Consider the following 20,363-nt stretch of genomic DNA (forward strand, 5'->3'; position numbering starts at 1 on the left):
GCGGATCACCCCGCGTCTCTATCCGCCCGGCCATGGAAAACCTCCTGCGCAAACTTGATCTGACCTCGCTTCGCCTGTTCGTGGCCGTTTGCCAAGAGAACAGCATCGCGCGGGCGGCCGAACGCGAGTTCATCGCGCCGTCCGCCGTCAGCCGGCGCATTGCGGAGTTGGAGTCATTGGTGGGGCTGCCGTTGATCGAGCGCCATACGCGCGGCGTGACCGTCACGCCCGCCGGCCAGACGGTGCTGCGACATGCGCAGCAGATCATCGGCGACGTCGAGTCCATGGGGGCGGAGCTGTCGCGCTTCTATGCAGGGGTGAAGGGCAATGTGCGGGTGGTCGCCAATCTGTCGGCCATCGTGCAGTTCCTGCCCGAAGACGTGGCGGCGTTTCAACGCCTGTTTCCCGAAGTGGACATCGATCTGGAAGAGCAGCACAGCCCCGACGTGCTGCGCCTGGTGCGCGAGCGCGCCGCGGACTTCGGCATCTGCAACCGCATCGCGGGCGCCGAGGGTCTTACGCAACTGCCCTACCGGCGCGACCGGCTGGCGGTAATGCTGCCGTCGCAGCATCCCAAAGCCTCCGCGCGGCAGCTGAGCCTGCAGGATATTGCGGGCGAGACCTTTGTGGGCCTGCGCGAAAACAGCGCGCTGACACAGTTGCTGGCGGCGCAAGCCCAGGAGTTGGGCGCGACCCTGGCGGTGAAGATCCGCGTGGCCAGCCTGGACGCGCTGTGTCGCATGACGCATGCGGGCCTTGGCATCGCCGTGATGCCGCAGCAAGTTGCCGAACTCTATCTGCAATCGCTGGACGTCGTGGTGCGACCCCTGTCCGACGAGTGGGCGCGGCGGCAGCTTTGCATCGTATTCCCTGACGAAAGCCAGTTGTCGGCTACCGCGGCAACGCTGGTCAAGTTCCTGGCTCAGCAAGGCTGATCCGGCATCTCCATTCGAGATGGCTGGCTTGCCGAGACGACACTTCGGCAATCGCTGCCGGCTCCTTATAGTCAAAGCGCGCCTTTGACGTGACTCGCGGGCGCAGCCCAAGCCGGGGCAGACAGATCCCGCTGCGACGATACGGAGACAACATGAACACCCCGACCAGATTCCTGGCGAGCTGTACGCTTGCATTCAGCGCCTTGCTGCCCGCGGCGTCCGCGCAGGCGGCGGGCTACCCCGACCATCCTATCCGCCTGATCGTGCCGACATCACCGGGGTCCACCGCCGACGTCGTCGCCCGCGTGGTGGCGGAAAACCTGGGCAAGACGCTCGCGCAGCCCCTGATCGTCGAGAATCTGGCGGGCGCGGCGGGCATCCCCGGCACGCGCCAGCTGGTGGCCGCCAAGCCCGACGGCTACACGCTGGCCATCGTATCGTCCAACCACGCCATCAACCCCAGCCTGTACAAGAGCATGCCGTACGACTCGGTGAAGGACATCACGCCGATTTCAGTCATCGGCACGACGCCGCTGGTCATGGTCGTGGCCGAGAACTCGCCGTACCGCACGATCGGCGACCTGCTGGCTGCCGCCCGCGCGCAACCCGGCAAGATCAACTACGGGTCGTCGGGCAATGGCAGCGTGCTGCATCTGGCAGGGGAACTGCTGAAATCCAAAGCGGGCGTGGACATGATGCATATCCCGTACCGCGGCGGCAACGCGTTGATCACGGATGTCATGTCCGGCCAGATCCAGGTGGCGTTCCTGGCCGTGCCGTCGGTGCTGGCGCAGGTGCAGGCCGGCAAGCTGCACGCGCTGGCCGTGAGCACGCCCCAGCGCGTGGCGGCGCTGCCCGACGTGCCCACGCTGGATGAGTCCGGGGTGAAGGACTATTCGTACGACGCCTGGATCTCGCTGATCGGCCCGGCCAAGCTGCCGGCTGATCTGGTGCGAACGTTGCAGGCCGCTACCCAACGGACCATGGCTGACCCGGCCGTGCTGAAGACGCTGTCGCCGCAGGGCTTCGTGGCGCAGGGCAGCAGCACCGAACAGGCGGTGCAGACACTGAACGCGGAAATCACCAAGAGCCAGGCGCTGGTCAAGGCGGCGGCGGTGACGGCGGAATAAGGATTGGACAGGTTATGACTGCTGCTGTGGCGTTACCGGCTGGCGTGCTTGATGCACCCGCCCGATTGCTGTTCTTGTCGCAAGACCCTGCCGGCATCGCTGCGCAGTTGGACGGGGCCGCCAGCGGATCACCGTCTGCCGTCCCGTTGCGCGACGACATTTCCACCGACGAGATCACGCCGGTGCCGATCCTGACGCATTTCGACGAGAAGCTGGGGCGCTATCCCTACACCGGTCTTACGGCGGGGACGGCGCGCCCCATCGGCATCGATGCGATCAAGCGGGCCGGCGTCAATGTGGTGGTGGCCGGCAAGCGCTACGGCAAGGGCTCGTCGCGTGAACACAGCCCCATGGCCGAAAAATCGGCCGGCGTGCGCTTGGTCATCGCCGAGAGCTTTGAACGCATCTATCGGCAGAATGCAGACAACATCGGCTTGTACACCAGCACCGATCTGGGCCTGGTGGCGCGCCTGCAGCGCGGCGAGTCGATCACCGTGGACGAGATCGTGGCGGGCCGCGACGCCTTGTCAGCCGCCATCGTGCGGGCGGGCGGCTTGCTGGCGTTCGGGCAGGCGCACTTGCAAGACGTGGGGCAGGGGCGGGCTGGTGACAAGGGGCCAGCCCAGGCAACAGAAGGGGATGCGCCGCGCACGCTTTTCGAGAAAATCATCCGGCGCCATTTGCTGGAAACGCCTGTTACCCCCCGCGACGCGCAGCAAGGCGCGGGGGTGTTTCTCCGGGCGGATTGGCGTTTCATCCACGAGTACTACACCGGCATGGCCGCGCACATGCTGCACGCGCGTTTTGGCCGTCCGCTGCGGCTGGTCGATCCGGCGCGCATCGTGGTGTTCGAAGACCATACCTCGTACGTCGAGGAAAGCCCCAACCACGTCAGGGCCGGCATCGTGCCCAACGTCCGCGTCATGTGCCAGGCGCAGCGCGATTTCGTCGACGCCTACCAACTGCGGCATCACCGCACCCTGACCGAGTCCGAAGCCGCGCAGGATCCTGGGGCCAACGTGGCGGGCATTTCGCATGCGATGATGGCCGAACATTACGCGCTGCCGGGGCAGGTGGTGGTGGGCACCGATTCGCATACGCCCCATAGCGGCGCGCTGGGATGCGTGGCGTTCGGTGTCGGTACAACCGACATGGCCAACGCCTTCGTGACGGGCGCGGTGCGCCTGACGATGCCGGCGTCGCTGCGCGTCGACCTTGCGGGTGCCTTGCCGCCGGGGGTGACGGCCAAGGACATCGTGTTGCATTTGCTGGCCTTGCCCGAGATCCGTTCCGGCGCCGGGGTAGGCAAGGTGTTCGAATTTACGGGCGACGCCATTGCGGGCCTGTCCGTCGACGAACGCGCCACCTTGACCAATATGACGGCCGAGTTGGGCGGGCTGACCGGCATTGTGGCGCCCGACGCCGAAACCGTCCGCTTCCTGCGCGAACGCCGCGGCGTGGACGTGGTGATCGAGCCCTGGATGCATAGCGATCCCGATGCCGTCTATGCGGCCACCTTGCGCGTGGATTGCCAGGCCCTGTCGCCGCTGGTGGCGGCGCCGGGGGATCCGGGCAATGGCATCCCGCTTTCCAGTCTGCAGGCCCGGCCGCGCATCGATATCGCCTACGGAGGCTCTTGCACCGCCGGCAAGCGTGAAGATTTCGATGCATATCACGACGTGCTGGCCTGGGCCGTGGCGCGCGGCCTGACGCTGCCAGACGGCGTGACGCTCTATCTGCAATACGGCACCACGGCCGTGCGCGACTATTGCGTGGCGCAAGGGTATGACCGGACCTTCGCCGCCATTGGCGCGCGCATCCTGCAACCGTCGTGCGGCGCCTGTGCCAATTGTGGCCCGGGGTCATCCACCGATCCGGATCAGGTCACCATCAGTGCCATCAATCGGAACTTCCCCGGCCGTTCCGGCCCGGGCAGCGTGTGGCTGGGCAGTCCGCCTACCGTCATGGCCAGCGCCCTGGCGGGCAAGCTGATGTCGTTCGCGGAATTGCAGGCCGGGTACGCGGCCTGAAGGCTTATTCCGTTGCCAGCGCCGTGTGACGGCAAGACAGCACGATGATGCCGTCCGTGTCGGCGTAGAGCCAATCTCCCGTGCGGATGTCGATGCCCTGGATCCGCACCTGGTCGCCGGCGGCGGCCGTCGTCAGCGTCCGGGCCCGGTTGGGCACCGCGCCCAGCGCATGCACGCCCAGCGGCATGCGCGCCAGGACGGTGGTGTCGCGCACGTAGCCGTTGATCAGCACGCCCGCCCATCCGTTCTGCGCGCCCATGCCCGCCATCCGGTCCCCCAGGATTGCGTGGCCCGCGTTGCCCAAACCGTCCACCACCATCACGCGCCCGTATCCGGGTTCGGCCAGCAAACTGGCCAGCGACAGAGCCCCGTCCGCCACGGGCGAAGGCACCGCCACCACCTGGCCGAAATACCACGTCGGCGCGCCATAGGGGCGGAACACAGGCGGCAGGACGCGCAGCCCCGCGGTGGGCTGATCCAGGCAGCTGTCGCACAGGTCTGCTGTCGCCCAGTTCACGTCAGGCGCGCTGCGGTAGCTGGGAGGGGTGAAGGGCTGGTTCATGATGCGGTGGAATTCAGGGCAATGGATACCGCCGCAGTGTGACATGGGATGGCACCGTTGTGCCGACCCGGTCACGTCCAATGGGTTGGACGGCCACTGCCTGGCGTCTAGGGGTTCCTCCCAGTTCAGGCGCCGTGAAACCCAGCTTAATGAAAGCTTAATTGGCAGTCCTTCGGCGCTGCGTCAGAGTGCGCAACAGAGTCAACGGCCACCAAGACGCCGTCTCGGCCGGCGAGCTTATCCGTCCGGCAGTCAGCCCCGCACAGCACACCCCTATCAATAGAAATCCGGGACACACCGGGTTGCTTGCTATCGGCTGCCGCCATCAGGCGTCGGCTCCCCCTGTTGGTCCGAGGAGACAACAATGAGCAAGAGCTGGAAGTCGTTTTTGGGTGCGGTAGGTGCAGTGGGCGCGGTGGCAGTGATGGCAGCGGGTGGCGCGCAGGCCGCCGATGCGCCGCCGGACATCAAGCTGATGCAGCTTTCGGTCGGCAAGATCGAGCTCGACAAGGGTTTCATGACCGCCATGGTGGATGTGGGCACCAAGATCAAGATCCCCGTGCCGGCCTATGTCATCCAGCATCCGCGCGGGCTGGTGCTGTTCGACACCGGCATGAACCAGGCCACCGCCGACGGCAACTGCGCCAACTATTGGGGGCAGGGCCTGTGCGGCGCCTTCAATTCCATCCAGGGACGCGACGAAGTCGTGGACCGCCAGTTGAAGGCCGCCGGCTTTGACGTCAGCGACGTGAAGTACGTCGTCTACTCGCACTTCCACCTGGACCACGCCGGCAACATCAAGATGTTCCCCAAGGCTAGGCACGTCGTGCAGAAGGCCGAACTGCGCGCCGCCTGGTGGCCCGAAAAGTTCCAGCGCGCCGCCTATGTGATGAAGGATTTCGACACCACGCGCGACTACGACTTCATCCAGGTGGAAGGCGACTTCGACCTGTTCGGCGACGGCACCATCGTGCTGCTGGACACGAAGGGGCACACGCAAGGCCACCAGTCCCTGCAGGTGAAACTGAAAAACACGGGCACGGTGCTGCTGGCGGCGGATGCCATCTATACGGGCGAGAACGAAGCAGGCGTGATTCCCGGCATCACCTGGAACACGGCGGCGTCCATGCAGGCCATCGACCGCTTGAAGCAGATCCGCGATGCGCGTCAGGGCCAGCTCTGGTATAGCCATGACGCGGAGCAGCACGCGCAGAACGCCAAGACGAAAGTCTTCGACTGACGGGCCACGCCATGCAGCCCGCAGTTGCCTTGCACGAGGTCTGCAAGTCGTTCGGGCCCCGCCAGGTCCTGCATTCGCTAAGCCTGTCGGTCAGGCCTGGCGAAATCGTAGGCCTGCTGGGACCGAACGGTAGCGGCAAGACCACGACTTTGCGCCTGATGGCGGGGTTCTATGCGCCGGACAGCGGCCGCATCACGATTCGCGGGCGCGAGCCGGCGCCGGGACGTGGCAACGCAGACATCGGCTATCTGCCGGAACGCGCACCGCTGTACGACACGCTGACGGTGACGCAGTACCTGGAGTTCGGGGCGGGCGTCAAAGTGGCGGGCGGGGCGCGTGCGCGCCGCCAGGCCATCGAGCGCGCCATTGACGGCTTTGATCTGCAAGGGGTGGCGCGCACGGTAATCGGCCGGCTCTCCAAGGGCCAGCGCCAGCGCGTGGGCTTGGCGCAGGCGGTGCTGAACGACCCGCCGGTGTTGCTGCTGGACGAGGCCACCAATGGCCTGGACCCGGTGCAGATCGTGGAGGCGCGCGCCATGATCCGCCGTTGCGCTGAAGGCCGCGCCGTCGTGTTCAGCAGTCACTTGATGCAAGAAGTGGAGGCGCTCTGCACCCGTATCGCCATCCTGCGCCAGGGCCGGCTGGTAGAAGACACGGTGTTGGGCGGGGTGCAGGCGGCCCTGCAATTGCAACTGGCCTTGCCGGCGGCCCGCCACGCCGCCCTGCATGCCGCCTTGTCGGCCTGCCCGGGCGTGCGCGGCGTGGATGCCGTCCCGCTGGACGGCGAACTGAGCAAGTGGCGCATCAGTTGGGATACGGACGCGGGCGGCGCCACCTGCGACGCGGTGCTGCGCATTGCGCTGGCGCACGCCGAACTGCGTGCCGTGCTGACCCTGCACGACGCGGTGGAAACTCGCCTGCTGGCCGCGTTGGCGCCCAACGACCCTTTGATGCGGAGACGGGCATGACAGGGTTTGCCGCGTTGTACCGGAAAGAGCTGCGCACGGATTTCGGGTCGCCGGTGGCGCTGGTGGTGGTGGCTGTGTTCTGGGCCTTGTCGGGCTACCTGTTCAGCTTCAACCTGTTTTTCGTCAGCACCGGCCAGATGGTGACGGCGTTCCACAACATGACGATTTTGCTGATCCTGGTGATGCCGCTGGTCAGCATGCGGGCGTTCGCGGAAGAAGCGCGCCAGGGCACGCTGGAACTGCTGCTGACCCTGCCGCTGTCGGATGCGGCGCTGGTGGCCGCCAAGTACGCGGCAGGGCTGACCGTGCTGGCGCTGATGCTGGCGGGCACGACCGCCGCCGTGTTGCCGCTCGCCTGGTACGGGCAGCCTGACTATGGCCCGATCCTGGGCGGATATATCGGCGTGTTCCTCTACGGGGCGCTGTTCCTGGCGATCGGCATTGCGGTATCCAGCGCCTGCACCAACCAGATCGTGGCGGCCAGCGCCACCTGGGGCATCCTGGTGCTGCTGTGGTTCATCGACTATCCCGCGGCGCTCGATGCGTTCCCGGCGCTGTCGCCGTTCTTTCAGGCGTTGTCGCTGTCGGCGCAGCACGTGGACTTCATCCGGGGCGTGTTGCCTGGGCCGGCAACCTTGACCTTGGCCAGCGTTGCCGTGCTGGCGCTGATGATTGCGGCCGTCAATCTGAAGCGCTGGAGGCTGCGATGATGCCGCGTGCGCAATGGAGCCGTGCGGGCAAGCGCCTGTCGCTGTGGCTGCCGGTGTTAGCGGTGGCCGCACTGCTGCTGGCGCTGAACTTGTGGGCGGCCCGCAACCTGGGGCGCGTGGACCTGACCGCGCAACGGCTTTATAGCCTGGCGCCGGAAAGCATCGAGGTGGCGCGCCAGGTGAAGCAGCCCGTCGAGGTGACGTGGTTCTACGACCTGCGCAACAAAAGCATGGTCGATGCGCTGGAACTGCTGCGCCAGTACGAGCATGCCAATCCGCTGATCCGGGTGCGCGGTGTGGACCCGGCGCTGCGGCCGGCCGAGGCGCGCGAAGCTGGCATCCAGTTCGCGGGTAGCGCCGTGCTGACGGCCGATCGCCGCAAGCTGACGATCAACGGCGGCACGGAAACCGACTTCACCAATGCGTTGATCCGCATCAGCCAGCGCGGCGCGCAAACGGTCTGCTTCACGCAGGGGCACCGCGAAGCCATGCTGGACAGCTTGACGTCGCTGGACGACCTGGAAGACCACGGCGACGATGAAAACCTGGTGGCCCGCGTCGAAGTCCACGAACAGCACGGTATGGCGATGGCCCGCAACGCCTTGCAGACCTTGGGGTTTGCCACCCGCGGCGTGAATGCCGGCAGCCTGGCGCAAGCGCTGCCTGCCTGCGCGGTCGTCGTGGCGGCCGGACCGCGCACGCCATTTGGCGACGATGACGCGCAGGCGCTGCGCGACTGGACGGCCGCGGGCGGCAAGACCCTGCTGTTGCTTGAGCCGGACACGCGTCATGGCCTGGACGCCTTGCTGGCCGACTTCGGCATCGCGCGGCCGCCTGGGGCGTTGGCGGATCCGGGCAGCCATTACCGCAATGATCCGGGCAGCCCCGCTGTCAGCGACTACACCCGCCACAAGATGACGCGCGGCTTGCCCTTGAGCTTCTTTCCCGGCGCAGGGGGCCTGGAGCCGGCTGGCGACAGCCTGCCCAAGGGTGTCGTCGTGACCCCCTTGGCGCAAACGTCCAGCCAGGCGCATCTGCCTGGCCAAGCGCCTTCGCGCTACACCCTGATCGCGCTGGCCACGCGCAACGCGCAGGCAGCCAGCGCGGACGGGGCCGCGCACCCGACCTTGCTGGTGGCAGGCGACAGCGACTTTGCCACCAACCGGCATTTCGCCACGCTGGGCAATGGCGCGCTGTTCACCAGCGCGGTGACGCTGCTGGCGGGCCAGGATGCGCTGCTGACGATCCGGCCCCGCCACTACGAAGGCCGCCGCGTCGAACTTACCAACCGGCAGATGCGCACGGTGTTCTGGACCAGCACGGTGGCCTTGCCCTTGCTGGCGCTGATGACCGGACTCGTATTGTGGTGGAGGCGCCGATGAAGCCGACACGTGCCCTGTGGCCGCTGTTGTTGGCGGCCGGTGTGGGGCTGTCGGCCTGGCAGTGGCACGAGGCCACCGAGGCGCCGGCCGGACACGGCGGCCACACGCATCTGCACGATGACGCCGGCAAGCCGGCGCGGCTGTATTCCTGGGACGCTGGAGACGCCGTGCAAGTCACGCTGGCCACGCCCGCTGCCGCAGTGACGTTGACGCGCGGCGGTCAAGGCTGGGCGGCAGCGCCGGCGGACCGCGCGGCGGCGTTTAATGCCGCAGCGTTCCTGGCCCTGTTTTCACAAGCCCGCAGCGACCGCGTCCTGACGCCTCACGACGATCAGTCGTATGGATTGAACCCGCCCCAATTGCGGATCGACATCCGCGATGCCGGCGGTGCGGGGCTCGCCCGAATGGCGGTGGGTGCGCTTGCGCCGGATGGGCTAGGCCGTTATGTGCAATTGCCTGATGAGCCGCACATCCGCATCATCCCCGACTACCAGACGCGGGCGCCGATGGCGGCGATGCTTCAGGTAAACCCGGGTGCGGAAAGCCCGTAGTCTGGACCCACTCTATCGCTTGTGAAACCCGGCTTGCACAAAGATAAATAGGCGCTGAATAGGGGCGTACCTATACTTCGATTCCATTATCGGACGGGTACGAATCGGCGACGTCAACCGCCGGCGGAACCGTCCACATAAACGCCTTCCGGCCTGCTCCGCGTCGCATCGGAGACAAGCACGGCAAGGTCCATAACGAGACAAGGGCGCGCCAGGCGCGTCCAGGGCGACATGCCCGTACCGCCGTGCAGGGGATCCACGTTGCCGCGGCAACGCGTCCACGGCTGCGGCAGGTGCTTAGCGTATTGGGAGAAGACGCTTGACCTTGGATCTACTGCCTCTCGCCTTGGTGGACGGCGTGGCATACGCCAGTCTGCTGTTTCTGGTGTCGATGGGGTTAACCCTGGTGTTCGGTGTGATGGGCATCCTGAACGTCGCCCACGGCGCCTTCTATGCTTTCGGCGGTTATGCCGCGGCAAGCCTCGTCATGTTCCTGGCGCCGAAGACCGACTCCCCCATCCTGTTGTTCGCCGCCCTGTTCGTGGCCGCCATCGCCGTCGGCCTGGCGCTGGGCAGCATCATGGAATTCGTGCTGATCCGCCGGGCCCAGAACTACGACCCCATCCTCAAGCTGCTGATCACCTTCGGCGGCTTCCTGATGCTGGAAGACATCCAGCGCCTGCTGTGGGGCGCGCAGCCCTACAGTGCCAGCGAAGTCGTCAACCGGCTGGGCAACATCGAAATCGGCGACATCACCTACACGACCTACCAACTGGTGGTGGTGCCGGTGACGGCCGTGCTGGCCTACGTGTGCCTGGAGTTCTTCCTGCGTCACACCAAGCTGGGCAAGCAGACGGTGGCTACCACGCACAACCGCGAGGTCGCGACGTCGCTGGGCATCAACGCCAAGAAGATCGGCTACGTCACCTTTGTGATCGCCACCATCCTGGGCGCCCTGGGTGGCGCGCTGGCGGCCCCCACCACGTCGCTGGTGCCGGGCGCCGGCACGGACATGACGGTGCTGTCGTTCGCCGTCGTCGCCACCGCAGGGCTGGGCCAGATCACCGGCGCGCTGATCGCCGCGCTGTTGATCGGCATCATCCGCGCCATCGCCGTGTACGCCGCGCCTGAACTGGAAGTGGCAGTGCCATACATCATCATGGTGCTGGTGCTGATCATCCGGCCGCATGGCCTGTTCACCGTCGCCCAGGCCCGGAGGATCTGATGAAAGTTGCCGTCCTCAGCCTCGTGGCCGCGCTGGTCACGCTATTCCTTGGCTATACCTATTCCTGGACCATCACGCCGATCGTCATCGGCCTGACCTACGCCATTGCCGCGCTTGGTGTGTCGGTGATGGCCCGCGCTGGCCAGATCTCGTTCGGCCATGCAATGTATTCGTGCATCTCGGCCTATACCGTGGCCTTCCTGGCGCGCGCCATGCCGGGCACCGATGCGCTGGTGCTGATCCTGGCGGGCGTCGCAGCCAGTTTCGTGGCGGCCATCGTGATCGGCCTGTTCGTGGTGCGCTACCGCGGCATCTTCTTCGGCATGCTGAACCTGGCGCTGAGCATGGTGCTGTTCGCGCTGCTGGGCAAGCTCTACACCTTGACGGGCGGCTCGGACGGCCTGCGCATCGTGCGCCCCTCCATGGCCGGCGTCCTGATGGAGCGCGAGTCGTTCGAACGTGCGCTGCTGGTGCTGACGCTGGTGCTGTCGATGGCATTGGCCTGGTGGGTGCAGCGCTACTTCCGGTCGGGTAGCGGCCAGGCCCTCTCGGCCATCAAGACGAACGAAACGCGCATCGAATACCTGGGCTTTTCCGCGTACTTCATCATGTGGAAGGGCTACCTGCTATCGGCCGTGGTGGTGGGTTTCTCGGGCGCCATCCTGGCCTTGATGCAGGGCCTGGTCACCCCCGAGATCGGTTCGTGGCTGCGTTCGGGCGAGTTCGTATTCATCACCATTCTGGGCGGGGCCGGCCATGCGGCGGGTGCATTCCTGGGGGCTGTGGGCTTTGAAACGGTCAAGCTGGTGTCTGCCGCGTACTTCCCCGGCCTGTGGCAGTTCCTGCTGGGCCTGACGCTGATCCTGGTGATCTTCATGTTCCCCACCGGATTCGTGGGCCAGATCATGAAGCGCGTCGCCACGCAGAAGCGGGACCTGGCCCGTGCGCAGGCACGCGCAAACGACACCGTGGCGGCCCGGGTCCAGGCCAATGCGCAAGCCTCGGTGAGGAACTGAAGATGAAACCCCTCATTCAAACCACCGGCCTGTATCTGGCCTTCGGCGGCGTCGTCGCGGCCGACAACATCGATTTCGAATTGCACGAAGGCGAACGGCTGGCCGTGATCGGGCAGAACGGCGCCGGCAAGACCACCTTCATCAACATCTGCACGGGCTACCTGGCGCCGTCCAAGGGCAAGGTGTATTTCGACGGGCGCGACGTTACCGCCATGGCGCCGCGCAAGATCGTGCGCCTGGGGCTGGGCCGGTCGTTCCAGCTGCCGCAGCTGTTCACCGAGCACACGGTGCGCCAGTGCGTGCAGATCGCCGCCGCCCGCCGCAACAAGGAGCTCAGCTGGTTCCGTTCGCTGGAAAGCACCATCGACGAAAAGGAAGTGGATGCCACGCTGGACCTGGTGGGCCTGCTGCCTGAAGCCGACGAAGCGTCCATCGAACTGCCCGAAGGCAAGCGCAAGCTGCTGGATGTGGCCATGGCGCTGGCCTTGCAGCCCAAGCTGCTGATCATGGACGAACCCACCAGCGGGGTCGCGTCCGAAGACAAGTTCGCGCTGATGGAAACCGTGATGCATGCGCTGGACGAACGCCGCGTGACCAGCTGGTTCGTCGAGCACGATGTGGACATCGTGTCGCGCTATGCCACCCGGGTCGCGGCCTGGATTGCGGGCAAGGTGGCCGCCGACGGCACACCGGCGGAGGTCTTGAACAACCCGCAGATCAAAAGCGAAGTGCTGGGGGCCTGAACCATGTTGAATCTATCGGCCATCAATGTCGACCTGGCGGGCAACCGCATCCTGCGCGACGTCAGCGCCAGCTTCGAATCGTCAAAGACCATCGGCATCGTGGGCCGCAACGGCGCGGGCAAGACCACGCTGCTGCGCACCATCATGGGCCTGACTCGGATCAAGTCCGGCAAGATCGCCTTCGACGGCACGGACCTGACCGCCTTGCCCGGCCACAAGCGCGCCGCGTTGAAAGTGGGCTACGCGCCCGAAGACCGCGTGATCTTTCCGACCATGACGGTGGAAGAAAACCTGAACCTGCCGTGCGAAGTGCAGGGTCAGTCCAAGGCCGAGATCGCCGCGCGTATCGCCACGGTGCTGAAGGTGGTGCCGCAGCTTGCGCCGATGCTGGGCCGGTCCGGGTCCGCGCTGTCGGGCGGCCAGGGAAAGATGGTGGCGTTGGCACGCGCCATCATGGTCGGCACCCGCCTCTTGATGCTGGACGAGCCCTTCCAGGGCCTGGCCCCGAAGCTGGCGCGTGACTACACGGAAGCGCTGGCGCGGTTGAAAGAGCTGCAACCCGACCTATGCGTGGTGATCACCGAGTCCAACGTGAAGTTGCTTGGCGACATCCCCGACCAGATATGGACGATCGAGCGCGGCTCGATCACCTTGAATTGAATACCCGGAGACTTTCCATGACGCAGATGATTATCGACGGCCGCCAGGCCGATGCCGCAGACGGACGCACCATCGACGTGGTGTCGCCGGTGGACGGCAAGGTGTTCACCACCATCCCGCGCGGCCAACAGGCCGACGTGAACGCCGCCGTGCAGGCCGCACGCGCCGCGCTGGAGGGCGACTGGGGCCGCATGACGGCGCTTGAGCGCGGGCGCCTGCTGCTGCGCCTGGGCGAATCCGTGCTGGCGCACCACGAAGAACTGTCGCAACTGGAATCGCGCGACACCGGCAAGCCGATGTCCACCGCCCGCGCCGACATCACCGTGCTGGCGCGCTACTTCGAGTTCTACGGCGGCGCGGCCGACAAGGTGCACGGCCAGACCATCCCGTTCCAGAAGGACTATTCGGTCCAGTTGATCCGTGAACCGCTGGGCGTCACCGCCCACATCATCCCGTGGAACTACCCGGCCCAGATGTTCGGCCGCAGCGTCGCCCCGGCGCTGGCCATGGGCAACGCCAGCGTGGTCAAGCCTGCCGAAGACGCCTGCCTGTCGATCGTCCGCGTGGCCGAACTGGCGCTGGAAGTGGGCTTTCCGGCCGGCGCGCTGAACATCGTCACAGGCCTGGGCGAAGAGGCGGGCGCGAGCCTGTCGCGCCATCCCGACATCAACTTCATCACCTTCACGGGTTCCAACGAGGTCGGCGTGCTGATCCAGCAGGCCGCCGCCGTCAACGCGGTCAAGTGCGTGCTGGAACTGGGCGGCAAGTCCGCCCATATCGTGTTCGACGACGCGAACTACAAGCTGGCCATCCCCGCCATCGTGAAAGGCATCGTCCACAACGCAGGCCAGACCTGCACGGCCGGCAGCCGGCTGCTGGTGCAGAAGGGCATCTACGCCGATTTCATGAAGGCGCTGGCCGAGGAGTTTTCCAAGGTGCGCGCTGGCACCCCGGACATGGACCTGACCTGCGGCCCTGTGGTCAACAAGGCGCAGTTCGACCGCGTCAACCGCTACATCGCCAAGGGCCTGGCGGACGGCCTGAAGGTGGCGGCCGAAGGCGCTATCGCCGACGGCGTGCCGACGGGCGGCTACTTCGTCAAACCCACGCTGTTCAGCGCCCCGTCGCACGACAGCACGCTGCTGACCGAAGAGATCTTCGGACCCGTGCTGGTGGCGCTGCCCTTCGATACCGAGGCCGACGCCATCCGCCTGGCCAACGCCACCGACTACGGCCTGTTGGGCGCCGTCTGGACCGAGAACGGCGGGCGCCAGCAACGCATCGCGCGCGGCATCAAGTGCGGCCAGGTCTACATCAACGGATTCGGCGCGGGCGGCGGCGTGGAACTGCCGTTTGGCGGCGTCAAGAAAAGCGGCCACGGACGCGAGAAGGGCTTTATCGCGCTGGAAGAAATGAGCACGACCAAAACGATCATCCAATTCTATGGCGAGTGATCGCCAAGCTATCCGGAGACAAGTCATGAGTCAGTTGCAAGGCAAGGTCGCTATCGTCACGGGCGGCGGTAGCGGTTTCGGCGAAGGCATCGTCAGGCTGTACGCCAAGGAAGGCGCGAAGGTCGTCATCGCCGACATCAATAAGGAAGCCGCCGACCGCGTGGCGGCCGAAGTCGGCGCCGCCGCGCTGGCCGTGAAGGCCGACGTGTCCAGCCGCGCCGACATCGACAACGTGGTGCGCGTCTGCCAAGAAAAGTTCGGCTCGGTCGACATCGTTGTCAACAACGCCGCCATCACCCACAAGAACCAGCCGATGCTGGATGTGGACGAGGCCATGTTCGATCGCATGTTCGACATCAACGTGAAGTCGATCTACCACATGGCCCAGGCAGTCGTGCCGGTGATGCGCAAGCAGAAGCGCGGCGTGATCCTGAACGTGGGCTCGACGGCCGGCATCCGTCCGCGGCCGGGCCTCAGCTGGTACAACGCGTCCAAGGGCGCCGTCAATGTGCTGTCGAAGTCCATGGCGGTGGAATTGGGCCCCGACGGCATCCGCGTCAACGCCATCTGCCCGGTGATGGGCATTACCGGCATGTTCGAACTGTTCATGGGCTTGCCGGACACGCCCGAGAACCGCGCCAAGTTCGTCTCCACCATTCCGCTGGGCCGCTTCTGCCAGCCGTCGGACGTGGCGGCGGCGGCGCTATTCCTGGCCAGCGACGCGGCGGAATTCATCACCGGCGTGGAATTCCCCGTGGACGGCGGCCGTACCGTCTGATCGTTTTCGACAGGCCCCGCACAGGCCGGGGCGTCTTCTCTCTACCGTGAGTGTCAGGCGCATGAAAATCAAAGCGGCGTTGTTGCGTAACGTAGGGGTGGAAGGCCCCTACGCCCAGACCCGGCCATTGAGCATCACCGAGATCGAACTGGATCCGCCCGGCACGGGCGAAGTGCTGGTGAAGATCAAGGCGGCGGGGCTGTGCCATTCCGACCTGTCGGTGATCAACGGCGACCGCCCGCGCGGCGTGCCCATCGTGCTGGGCCACGAATCCTCCGGCGAGGTCGTGGAAACCGGCCCTGGCGTCACGGACCTGAAGCCGGGCGACCACGTCGCCATGGTGTTCGTGCCCAGCTGCGGCTGCTGCAACCCTTGCATGGAAGGTCGGCCTGCGCTGTGCGAGCCGGGCGCCGCCGCCAACACCCAAGGCACCCTGCTGGGTGGCGACCGCCGCCTGCACATCGGCAGCGAATACATCAACCACCACACCGGCGTGTCCTGCTTCGCGGAATACGCGGTGGTGTCGCGCCGGTCCTGCGTGAAGGTCAACGTTGAACTCAGCCATCGCGAAGCGGCGCTCTTCGGTTGCGCCGTGCTGACGGGCGCCGGTGCCGTGCTGAACCGTGCGCGCATCAAGGCCGGCGACACCGCCGCCATCGTCGGCCTGGGCGGCGTGGGATTAAGCGCCTTGCTGGCGGCCGTGGCCGCCGGTGCGCGCCGCGTAGTCGCGGTCGACCTCAGCGACGAAAAGCTGGCCTTGGCCAAGGAGCTGGGCGCAACTCATATCGTCAACCCCAAACAGGTGAAGACGGACGACGACCTCTTCGACCTGGCAGGCGGCCGCGTCGACTACGGCTTTGACATGGCCGGCGCCGTACCCGCGTTCGAGACCGCCTACAAACTGACCCGCCGCGGCGGCGCCACCGTCACGTCGGGCCTGCCCAACCCCAAATTCAGCTTCCCCTTGTCGCTGTCGCAGATGGTGGGCGAAGAGCGCGACATCCGCGGCAGCTACCTGGGCTCGGGCGTACCCGCCATCGACATCAGCCGGTATATCGACCTGTACAAGGCCGGCCAGTTGCCGGTGGACCGGATGATGGGCAAATCCTTTTCGCTGGACCAGATCAACGAGGGGTTCGATCACCTCGCTACCGGCGGCAGCCTGCGCGACGCCATCGTTTTCTAAGGGCATAGACCCGACTACAACACTGGAGACAAGACCATGAAAACCTCAAGACTGGCTGCCCTCTTGGGCGCCACCCTGCTGTCAGGCTTCACGGCGCTTGCGGGCGCCGCCGACAAGCCCAAGGAACTGAACATCGGTATCTCGACCTTCCTGTCGGGGTCGGCATCGGTGTTCGGCGTGCCAGCCCGCGACGCGGCCGAGATCCTGATCCAGGACATCAACGCCGCCGGCGGCATCGACGGCGTCAAACTGGTGCCCAGCTACATCGACGAAGGCGGCGGCGGTGAAAAGCTGCTGTCCGAGTACCGCCGCCTGGCAGAAGGCGGCACCCGCGTCATGCTGTCGGCCATCTCCAGCGGCCACTGCAACATCGTCGCACCTGTGGCCGAAGACCTGAAGGTGCTGAACGTGCTGTGGGACTGCGGCACGGAAAAGGCGCTGGAAGGCAAGAAATACAAGTACGTCGTCCGCACCCAGGCCAACGCCACCACGGAAATGGTCGCCCAGGTCCTGTACCTGATGAAGGTCAAGCCCGACTTCAAGACCATCGCCATCGTCAATCAGGACTACGCCTGGGGCCGCGATTCGCGCGACATCTTCCTGGCCGCGTTGAAGAAGTTCAAGCCGGACGTCAAGGTCGTGGCCGAGATGTTCCCCAAGTTCGGCGCCGCCGACTTCTCCACCGAGATCAGCCGCCTGCAAGCGCTGCGCCCGGACGTCATCGTGTCCACCTCATGGGGCGGCGACCTGGACAACTTCGTGCGCCAGGCGTCCCAGCGCAACCTGTTCAAGAACTCCACCTTCGTGCTGTCGCTGGCCGAAAGCTCACTGGAACGCCTGGGCAACGCCTTGCCTGAAGGCGTGTACGTGGGCGCTCGTGGCGACCACTACTTCCTGCATCCGGAAACCAAGGACGATCCGCAGCACCAGGCTTTCGTGAAGAAATTCCACGACAAGACTGGCGCCTACCCGATCTACTCGGTCTACCACATGGTGCAAGCCATCCAGGGCCTGAAAGCCGGCTACGAAAAAGCCATCAAGGACAACGGCGGCGCCTGGCCCAGCCCGGAACAAGTGGCAGCCGCCATGCATGACGTGACCTTCAAGGGCTACGGCCGCGACGTCAAGATGCACCGCGCCGACGGGCAGGGCCTGGAAGCGCAACTGTTCGGCGTGACCAAGAAGAGCGACAAGTACCCGTTCAAGGTGCTGGCCGACATCACCATCGTGCCGGCCGAACTGGTCACCCCGGGCGTGGAGGACACCTCGATGGCCTGGATCGACAAGAGCCTGACGCCGGACGTGCTGAAGAGCGACCAGATCAAGGTGTTCCCGAACTGAGCAAGCTGTGTTGTGTGTGCAGGGACGTCCCCGGCGAGAAATCGCCGGGTTTTTTTTTGTCTTAAATAATCTCGAACCGCACGTCCACGTTGTCCTTGATCGCGCGCGAATACGGGCACATCTGGTGCGCGCCTTCCACCAGCAGCCGCTTCTGGTCATCCTCCAAGCCGGGCAGCGACACCGCCAGCACCACGCCCAGCGCAAAGTTCTCGCCGTTATCGACCTTGCCCAGCGACACGCTGGCGTCGATGGCGACATCTTTGGGAACGGCGATGCCATTCGCGGCTCCCGCGCGTTTCATTGCTCCCATGAAGCAGGCGGAATACCCCACGGCAAACAGTTGTTCGGGATTCGTGCCCGGCTTGCCGGATCCGGGCGGGCTCAGTTGCACGTCCAGCGCGCCGTCGCTGCTGCGGCCCGTGCCGTCGCGCCCGCTGGTGGTGTGGGTGTTGGCGGTGTAGAGGACTTCTTCAAGTTTCTTGGCCATGATGGCTCCCGGTGATGCCGCGGCGTGACCGCGGGGTTGGAATGGAGCCTGCATTGCAACAAGTGCCTGTATCCGGTGTGTGTCGCTTGGGTAGCGGCACTGCATTGCCGTGTATCACCAGGCCCGTTGGATACGTTGGGGTACAGAGCACCGCAGATCGCGCACTCCACACAGAACGAAGAACGCAACACATAGAACGCACATCACCGCCTGTTGATACGCAGACGCCGTTTAAAGTATGTTCCCCCTGCGCGGCAGTCAGCCGTGTCGCCAGACATCTCAAAGGACACCATGGAACGTCTCGCCATCCTTGGCGCGTTGCACGAAGAAATCGCTGACCTGCTGGCGGCGATGGACCCGGGCGCGACGATTCACCGTATCGCGATGCGCGATTTTCACGTGGGTACGTTGTGGGGTACGCCGTGCGTCATCGCCCTCAGCCGTATCGGCAAGGTGGCGGCGGCAGCGACGGCGTCTATCGTTATCCGGGAGTTCCAGGTGTCGAAGGTGATCTTCACGGGGTTGGCGGGCGGCCTGCATCCGGATGTGGACGTGGGCGACGTGGTGGTGGCCAATACCTTGATGCAGCACGACATGGACGCCCGGCCGCTGTTCGGCCAACACGAGATCCCCTTGTTGGGCCGGGTGCAGTTCGAGTCGGATGCCGCCCTGAGCAAGCTGCTACACGACAGCGCCCAGGACTTCGTCCGGCGGTACGGGGCAGCGGGCGATCCCGCGGGCGCCACGCTTGCGCAGCCCAAGGTCCATTCGGGGTTGATCGCGACCGGCGACATCTTCGTCAGCCACAATGACGAGGCCCAGGCATTGCGCAAGCGCTTGCCTGATGCGCTGTGCGTCGAGATGGAAGGCGCGGCGATGGCGCAGGTCTGCTATGAGTTCGGCATTCCGTTTGCGGTGATGCGCGTGATTTCCGATCGCGCCGACCACGCCGCCAAGACCGACTTCACGGCGTTTCTGGAGAAGGTGGCGCGGGTCTACACGGCGGGCATCTTGGCGCCCCTCTTGAAGTCGGGCGCGCTGTCAGCCGCCTGATACGGGATTGGCGACGCGGTACAACGCCCCAAGGTAGCCGTCGACCTCGCTGTCGTTGGCGATGGTGCCTTCCACGAACTTTTCATCGGGCGTCAAGGCCAGGGTCGCGTGATGTTGACCGGGCAGGTCCACCCGCGCCAGCAGTTTGCCGTCCGGTGCGAATACGGCGAAACCGCCTCCGTGATACAGGCTGACGAAGAGCCGGCCTTGCGGGTCGATGCGGACGCCGTCGGGCGTATGGCGCGGATTGACGCCATCGGCCAGCACGGTATCCAGCGCCAGGAATTCCTGTTTGTGGGACAGGGTGCCACCGGCGCCGATATCAAAGCGGAAGAGGCGGTCGGTGCTGCTCTCCGCCACATACAGCGTCTTGCCGTCGGGCGAGACCACCAATCCGTTGGCGTTGTGGATACCGCCGGCGACTTCATGCGGCAGTTCGCCCGGCGCCAGATAGTAGACCTTGCCCAGCGTGTCGCCCTCGTCGCCCGATGCGGTGAAGTAGATGCCGCCGCGCCCGTCCGACGCCAGATCGTTGGGCAGGACAAAGGGGCGTTCCGCGTCGTCGTGGTCATAGACGGCGAGGGTGTCTCCCGTTTGGCTGATGCGCACGATGGTGCCGTTGTCGTAGCCCGCCACCAGCAGGTCTTCCCCGTCCTGGACCAAGCCGTTGGCGCCGCTGCCGGCCTGCCGCCAGACTTGCCGGGGCTGCTTGTCCTCCAGGCGGTAGACGGCCGACCGGCCGTAGTCCACGTAATAGAGCGTCGAGCCGACGAAGATAGTGCCTTCGGCAAATTGCTGCCCGGTCGACAGGATTTCAACCGTGCTGGCGGGCGCTGCGCCCGCCGTGGATGTCGCTACCAGTAGAGCGGTGGCGAAGAGGCGTTTCATGGGGAGCTCCTGGGGCAGGGTCGC

At 65.7% G+C, this 20,363-nt stretch carries 20 protein-coding genes; 17 read left to right on the forward strand and 3 right to left on the reverse strand.

Annotation, left to right across the window (positions count from 1 at the left end; all coding sequences use genetic code 11):
* The first annotated feature begins 32 nt into the window (after window positions 1–32).
* The 3 genes from AC3WMU_RS14705 (at window position 33) to AC3WMU_RS14715 (ending at window position 4,095) form a co-directional block, all read left to right on the forward strand.
* Window positions 33–935 carry a LysR family transcriptional regulator gene (locus AC3WMU_RS14705; RefSeq protein WP_006222343.1) on the forward strand — a complete coding sequence of 301 codons (903 nt, stop codon included), beginning with the start codon at window positions 33–35 and terminating at the stop codon, window positions 933–935.
* 152 nt (window positions 936–1,087) lie between these two features.
* Window positions 1,088–2,065, forward strand: coding sequence for a Bug family tripartite tricarboxylate transporter substrate binding protein (locus AC3WMU_RS14710; RefSeq protein ID WP_088590761.1), 978 nt, complete (start codon window positions 1,088–1,090; stop codon window positions 2,063–2,065).
* A 14-nt stretch (window positions 2,066–2,079) separates the two neighbouring features.
* Window positions 2,080–4,095, forward strand: coding sequence for an aconitase family protein (locus AC3WMU_RS14715; RefSeq protein ID WP_035212254.1), 2,016 nt, complete (start codon window positions 2,080–2,082; stop codon window positions 4,093–4,095).
* Window positions 4,096–4,099: 4 nt separating this feature from the next.
* Here the strand turns inward: AC3WMU_RS14715 and rraA are convergent, their stop codons facing one another.
* Window positions 4,100–4,657 (reverse strand): ribonuclease E activity regulator RraA, encoded by a 558-nt coding sequence (rraA, locus tag AC3WMU_RS14720; RefSeq protein ID WP_492282573.1) that lies wholly within the window; start codon window positions 4,655–4,657, stop codon window positions 4,100–4,102.
* Between the two features lie 364 nt (window positions 4,658–5,021).
* On the opposite strand from rraA, the gene AC3WMU_RS14725 reads away from it, so the two are divergent.
* The 13 genes from AC3WMU_RS14725 to AC3WMU_RS14785 all read left to right on the forward strand — a co-directional run bounded on the left by AC3WMU_RS14725 (window position 5,022) and on the right by AC3WMU_RS14785 (window position 17,911).
* On the forward strand, window positions 5,022–5,897 hold the full coding sequence (locus AC3WMU_RS14725) for an N-acyl homoserine lactonase family protein (RefSeq protein WP_088590758.1): 876 nt from the start codon (window positions 5,022–5,024) through the stop codon (window positions 5,895–5,897).
* Between the two features lie 11 nt (window positions 5,898–5,908).
* Window positions 5,909–6,865: an ABC transporter ATP-binding protein gene (locus AC3WMU_RS14730; protein WP_006222338.1), complete on the forward strand. Its 957-nt coding sequence runs from the start codon at window positions 5,909–5,911 to the stop codon at window positions 6,863–6,865.
* A complete protein-coding gene (locus tag AC3WMU_RS14735; protein ID WP_006222337.1) occupies window positions 6,862–7,575 on the forward strand; it encodes an ABC transporter permease in 714 nt (237 codons plus the stop codon). The genes AC3WMU_RS14730 and AC3WMU_RS14735 overlap by 4 nt, the downstream gene beginning before the upstream one ends.
* Complete coding sequence (locus AC3WMU_RS14740; RefSeq protein ID WP_492282574.1) at window positions 7,572–8,957, forward strand: GldG family protein; 1,386 nt, start codon at window positions 7,572–7,574, stop codon at window positions 8,955–8,957. The genes AC3WMU_RS14735 and AC3WMU_RS14740 overlap by 4 nt, the downstream gene beginning before the upstream one ends.
* Entirely contained in the window at window positions 8,954–9,508 is a 555-nt protein-coding gene (locus AC3WMU_RS14745; protein ID WP_492282575.1) for an electron transporter SenC, read from the forward strand. The genes AC3WMU_RS14740 and AC3WMU_RS14745 overlap by 4 nt, the downstream gene beginning before the upstream one ends.
* Before the next feature lie 319 nt (window positions 9,509–9,827).
* Window positions 9,828–10,733 carry a branched-chain amino acid ABC transporter permease gene (locus AC3WMU_RS14750; protein ID WP_006222334.1) on the forward strand — a complete coding sequence of 302 codons (906 nt, stop codon included), beginning with the start codon at window positions 9,828–9,830 and terminating at the stop codon, window positions 10,731–10,733.
* A complete protein-coding gene (locus AC3WMU_RS14755; RefSeq protein WP_006222333.1) occupies window positions 10,733–11,749 on the forward strand; it encodes a branched-chain amino acid ABC transporter permease in 1,017 nt (338 codons plus the stop codon). The genes AC3WMU_RS14750 and AC3WMU_RS14755 overlap by 1 nt, the downstream gene beginning before the upstream one ends.
* 2 nt (window positions 11,750–11,751) lie before the next feature.
* On the forward strand, window positions 11,752–12,492 hold the full coding sequence (locus tag AC3WMU_RS14760) for an ABC transporter ATP-binding protein (RefSeq protein WP_006222332.1): 741 nt from the start codon (window positions 11,752–11,754) through the stop codon (window positions 12,490–12,492).
* A gap of 3 nt (window positions 12,493–12,495) precedes the next feature.
* Window positions 12,496–13,152 carry an ABC transporter ATP-binding protein gene (locus tag AC3WMU_RS14765; RefSeq protein ID WP_492282576.1) on the forward strand — a complete coding sequence of 219 codons (657 nt, stop codon included), beginning with the start codon at window positions 12,496–12,498 and terminating at the stop codon, window positions 13,150–13,152.
* Between the two features lie 17 nt (window positions 13,153–13,169).
* A complete protein-coding gene (locus tag AC3WMU_RS14770; RefSeq protein ID WP_280026715.1) occupies window positions 13,170–14,606 on the forward strand; it encodes an aldehyde dehydrogenase family protein in 1,437 nt (478 codons plus the stop codon).
* A gap of 25 nt (window positions 14,607–14,631) precedes the next feature.
* Entirely contained in the window at window positions 14,632–15,384 is a 753-nt protein-coding gene (locus AC3WMU_RS14775; protein ID WP_492282577.1) for a glucose 1-dehydrogenase, read from the forward strand.
* A 61-nt stretch (window positions 15,385–15,445) separates the two neighbouring features.
* Complete coding sequence (locus AC3WMU_RS14780; protein WP_280026717.1) at window positions 15,446–16,570, forward strand: zinc-dependent alcohol dehydrogenase family protein; 1,125 nt, start codon at window positions 15,446–15,448, stop codon at window positions 16,568–16,570.
* 36 nt (window positions 16,571–16,606) lie between these two features.
* Window positions 16,607–17,911, forward strand: a complete 1,305-nt coding sequence (locus AC3WMU_RS14785) for an ABC transporter substrate-binding protein (protein WP_035212249.1) — start codon at window positions 16,607–16,609, stop codon at window positions 17,909–17,911.
* Window positions 17,912–17,972: 61 nt separating this feature from the next.
* Here AC3WMU_RS14785 and AC3WMU_RS14790 read toward each other — a convergent pair whose 3' ends face one another.
* Entirely contained in the window at window positions 17,973–18,398 is a 426-nt protein-coding gene (locus AC3WMU_RS14790; RefSeq protein WP_492282578.1) for an organic hydroperoxide resistance protein, read from the reverse strand.
* A gap of 291 nt (window positions 18,399–18,689) precedes the next feature.
* Here AC3WMU_RS14790 and AC3WMU_RS14795 point away from each other — a divergent pair, with 291 nt between their 5' ends.
* Entirely contained in the window at window positions 18,690–19,451 is a 762-nt protein-coding gene (locus tag AC3WMU_RS14795; RefSeq protein WP_492282579.1) for a 5'-methylthioadenosine/adenosylhomocysteine nucleosidase, read from the forward strand.
* On the opposite strand, the gene AC3WMU_RS14800 is transcribed toward AC3WMU_RS14795, so the two are convergent.
* Window positions 19,440–20,339, reverse strand: a complete 900-nt coding sequence (locus tag AC3WMU_RS14800; protein ID WP_492282580.1) for an SMP-30/gluconolactonase/LRE family protein — start codon at window positions 20,337–20,339, stop codon at window positions 19,440–19,442. The two genes, AC3WMU_RS14795 and AC3WMU_RS14800, sit on opposite strands and share 12 nt — an antisense overlap.
* Window positions 20,340–20,363 lie beyond the last annotated feature (24 nt).

The organism is Achromobacter sp. FW305-C-13, from assembly GCF_058783475.1.